Raw genomic sequence first — 3,759 nt, 5'->3', positions numbered from 1 at the left:
CTCACCTGGGTGATGTGTATTACCTCTTTGTCTTACGATGATGTTTCCTGCAATGGCAGCTTGTCCACCAAATATCTTAACGCCTAGACGTTTTGATTCTGATTCTCTACCATTTTTAGAACTACCAACTCCTTTTTTATGAGCCATTGTCTTAAGTTTTTATAGTGTTAAACTTAGCGGTTAGCAATTAAGCTTTACCACCATCTAATTCGTCTTGCCATTTTTTAAGTTCATCCCACTTACCTTCAGAAGCTAATTTAGCTTGTGCTGGCCAAGTATCAGTAACGTGGCTTCCACGAACACCTGCGATGATTTCAGATATTGCAGCTGGTTTAGCTTTAGCCAAATCTGCGTAAGTCGCGATTCCTGCTTCTACTAAAGTTGATGCAATCTTTGGACCAATACCTTCGATTTTCTTTAAATCGTCAGGTTTTCCTGAAGCCTTTTTAGCTTTAGGAGCAGCAGCTTTCACTTCTACTTTAGGTTCTGCTTTTTTCACTTCTTTTTTAGGAGCAGCTTTTTTAGCTCCAGAAGCAGCAATACTTTCAATTACAATTTCAGTTAAAGATTGTCTGTGTCCGTTTTTTACACGGTATCCTTTACGTCTTTTCTTCTTGAAAACTATTACTTTGTCACCTTTAAGGTGCTTTAAGACTTTTGCACTTACTAGTGCTCCATCTATAGCCGGGGCGCCTACAGTTACTTTGTCACCATCACCTAAAAGAAGTACATTATCGAAAGAAACTTTCTTACCTTCTTCAGTTTGTAAACGGTTAACAAAAACTCTTTGGTCTTTTTCAACTTTAAATTGATGCCCTGCTATCTCTACAATTGCGTACATAGCGTAACGTTTTTATTAATTAATTTTGTTCAAAAATGAGTGCAAATATACTGCTAATTAATTAATTCACAAACGTTATTACTAATTTTGAGGAATATTTCCAGTCTTTTTAAAAAGTTGCATGACCGTAAGTGAAGAAACCACTGTTGTTGCTAGCCCCATAACAGCAACCACAAACGTTACCAAACCAATACCTGCATTAAAACCACCCTTCATTTTTTGAAGTAATTCTGATAAAAAGACACTATTCAATTCAGTAGCATAAATCAAAAAGAAAATGGTAAAAGTTATAGTAGCAACAAAACCCGTAATAATACCAGTTTTAAATCCTTCGCCATAAGAGAAATTATCCAAATCCTTAAGCTTGCTTAAACGTACTGCTTCATAAATGCCAAAACCTGTAATGATTGCGTTTACAAAACTAAAGGCCGGATTTGTATGCTTATCTACCAATGCTAAAACCAAAAAATAGGCTATCAATACAGCACTTGTAACTAAACCGAAACGAATGGGAAGCGATAAATTTTTCATATTTAAGCGGTGTTGTTTCTTTTAAATTACGTGAAAATTGTTCAATAAAAATAATTTAACAACGAAAAAATTAATTCCAAGAGTTTGATTACGAAGGTTATTGGGTCTTTTTTGATTGGTTTTTATGGGATAAATATACTCCCAATAAAATAATTACACTGGCAATGGCTTGGAGCCAACTAAAGGTTTCACCATCCAAAAAACCCCACATCAAAGCTACGATAGGCATCAAATAAGTTACTGATGACGCAAAAACCGGTGTAGACATTTGGACCAACTTGTTAAATAATATTTTAGCCAAAGCCGTTCCAAAAAAAGATAAAACAGTAATGTAAACCATTGCCATTTTAAAGTCAGGTTGATTAAACGTTTCTTCTGAAAAAAAATCTGTAAAAAGCAACACGATAATGGATGGAATAAAAATACCAACAAAGTTTCCTGTGGCTATCGTTAACGGTTTTACATGTTGCAAATACTTTTTTATAATATTTACATTAGTAGCATACATTAGTGTTGACAAGATTACAAAAATAGCATACCAATAATTTTGATTTGGGTTTAAATCTGCACCTTTTAAAATTAGCAGCGTTGTTCCAATAAATCCAATAATAACACCTATTATTTGCCTTTTAGTAGAAGTAATCTTAAAAACAGCAAAACCCAGCAAAATAGCATTAAGGGGTACTAAGGAATTTAACACAGATACCACTGCGCTATCAATTTCAGTTTCAGCAATCGCAAAGAAGAAAGAAGGAATAAACGAGCCTAAAATTCCAGATATAATAAGCCATTTCCAATCTGCAGTTTTTATTGTTTTTATAGTTTTAAAGCCCATTAAAAACAGAAAAATACCTGTAATAACAACTCTTAATGCGCCTAACTGATAAGGTGTTAGCCCTAAAAGCGCTTTTTTAATTAAGATAAAGGAACTCCCCCATATTAACGACAGAATAAAAAGATATAACCATTTAGAACTTATACCGCTCATTAAATTTAATTTTGGAAGCACAAAACTCTGCTTTTTAATACAATAAACACCATAATTTAGTAGTTTTGTAATATAAACTTTTAAAGATTATTTTAATGAAAACTATCAAGTATATTTTAACACTTACACTAATTGCATCTTTTGTTTTTAGCTGTAAAAACGAAAAGAACCCTGAAGTAAAAACTATTGAAGTTGAAACTGAAGTTGTAAAAAAATTAGATCCGAATGCAACGTATGCTAAAGCGGAATTTACGATTGATGGCATGACTTGTGCAATTGGTTGTGCTGCACAAATTCAAAAAAAAATAGCTAAGATGGATGGCGTAAAATCCGCCACTGTGGATTTTGACAGAAAACTAGCTATGGTTGAATATAACGAAGCTAAAGTAACACCAACAACATTAGAAGAAGCTGTTGCAAAAGTATCGGACACTTACAAAGTAAGCGACATAAAAACGGTTGAAGATTTCTCAGCAAAAAAAACATGTGCTGCTGATTGTAAAAAGGCGTGCTGTGCTAACAAGGACAAAAAAACGTGTGAACCAGGTTGTAAAAAAGCATGTTGTCAAGACGGCGCAAAAGCTAGCGACAAAATAGCTTGCAAAGCGGATTGTAAAAAAGCATGTTGTGCTAAAAAAGAAGCTTAATTTTTAACTAAAAATAAATGAGCAAAAAAGGTTTCTTAATAAAATAAGAAGCCTTTTTTATTTCCAAGTAACAGTTTCCATAATTCGCTTAATATCCTTTTGCAAATAATCAGCAGCTGGTAAAATAGAATCGTAATTGGGTTTAGCCAAGAAATACAAAGATCCTGTTAAGAAATGATTTACACTGTCCGTTACATAAAACTGTGCTGGTGATGCTACATTTCCTTTTACTTCGGATAGCATACCATAAACTTCCCTTTTAGAATCTTCAAAAGGATAGGCTGGTATTTCATCTGCTTTTTTAGTGTGTTCTAAAGTAAATTTTTGAGCGTCTCTTAAAAAAGCTTTAAGATTTTTTTCATCCTTTTCAATAGCTTTGTAAGTTAAAAAAATAGTACCTTTTAACGTCGGGTATTCCAAATTAACACCATAACTTTTAGTTGGAGCTTTCAATTCTTTTGATACCACTTTTGTGGCTAATAAATTTTTTTCAAAAGAAAACGGCAATTCTAAATTAGCATCAATATATTTAGCCCTTGGGTATTCTAATCTTAATTCTGCTTTTGGTTTTGGTATATATTCTTCACCACAAGAAAAACAAAAAAGCAGTAGTACAAATAGAGAAGAATATTTAATCATTAGAGTATTGTAAATTTAACTAGTTTGATTCGTTTTATGTCCATAGCCTCAATAGTAAAAACGTAATTTTCAAAATTTATTTTACTATTCAATTTCGGGAAACTCCCAGATAT

The 3,759-nt window shown here is 32.8% G+C and carries 6 protein-coding genes; 1 reads left to right on the top strand and 5 read right to left on the bottom strand.

Annotated features, from left to right (window positions below; all coding sequences use genetic code 11):
* The 4 genes from QZ260_RS02970 to QZ260_RS02955 all read right to left on the bottom strand — a co-directional run.
* Positions 1–147: 50S ribosomal protein L27 (locus tag QZ260_RS02970; RefSeq protein ID WP_295982555.1), on the bottom strand; the 147-nt coding region annotated here is incomplete at its 3' end.
* A 40-nt stretch (positions 148–187) separates the two neighbouring features.
* Complete coding sequence (rplU, locus tag QZ260_RS02965; RefSeq protein ID WP_295982551.1) at positions 188–841, bottom strand: 50S ribosomal protein L21; 654 nt, start codon at positions 839–841, stop codon at positions 188–190.
* 81 nt (positions 842–922) lie between these two features.
* Positions 923–1,372, bottom strand: a complete 450-nt coding sequence (locus tag QZ260_RS02960; protein ID WP_295982549.1) for a DUF4199 domain-containing protein — start codon at positions 1,370–1,372, stop codon at positions 923–925.
* Between the two features lie 97 nt (positions 1,373–1,469).
* Positions 1,470–2,360, bottom strand: a complete 891-nt coding sequence (locus QZ260_RS02955; RefSeq protein ID WP_295982547.1) for a DMT family transporter — start codon at positions 2,358–2,360, stop codon at positions 1,470–1,472.
* A 95-nt stretch (positions 2,361–2,455) separates the two neighbouring features.
* Between QZ260_RS02955 and QZ260_RS02950 the strand changes: the two genes are divergently transcribed.
* Complete coding sequence (locus QZ260_RS02950) at positions 2,456–3,007, top strand: heavy metal-associated domain-containing protein (protein ID WP_295982545.1); 552 nt, start codon at positions 2,456–2,458, stop codon at positions 3,005–3,007.
* A gap of 57 nt (positions 3,008–3,064) precedes the next feature.
* Here QZ260_RS02950 and gldD read toward each other — a convergent pair whose 3' ends face one another.
* The gene (gene gldD / locus QZ260_RS02945) at positions 3,065–3,646 is read right to left on the bottom strand and encodes a gliding motility lipoprotein GldD (protein WP_295982543.1); all 582 of its coding nucleotides are present in this window, start codon (positions 3,644–3,646) and stop codon (positions 3,065–3,067) included.
* Positions 3,647–3,759: the final 113 nt, after the last annotated feature.

It is taken from the genome of uncultured Algibacter sp. (genome assembly GCF_905480415.1).
In the GTDB taxonomy this organism is placed as follows: domain Bacteria; phylum Bacteroidota; class Bacteroidia; order Flavobacteriales; family Flavobacteriaceae; genus Algibacter_B.
This window is presented reverse-complemented; position numbering and strand designations above follow the sequence as displayed.

Bases quoted from the DNA above. Each gene is read 5' to 3' on its own strand.
- rplU (WP_295982551.1), bottom strand. From the start codon at position 841: ATGTACGCAATTGTAGAGATAGCAGGGCATCAATTTAAAGTTGAAAAA.
- QZ260_RS02960 (WP_295982549.1), bottom strand. From the start codon at position 1,372: ATGAAAAATTTATCGCTTCCCATTCGTTTCGGTTTAGTTACAAGTGCT.
- QZ260_RS02955 (WP_295982547.1), bottom strand. From the start codon at position 2,360: ATGAGCGGTATAAGTTCTAAATGGTTATATCTTTTTATTCTGTCGTTA.
- QZ260_RS02950 (WP_295982545.1), top strand. From the start codon at position 2,456: ATGAAAACTATCAAGTATATTTTAACACTTACACTAATTGCATCTTTT.
- gldD (WP_295982543.1), bottom strand. From the start codon at position 3,646: ATGATTAAATATTCTTCTCTATTTGTACTACTGCTTTTTTGTTTTTCT.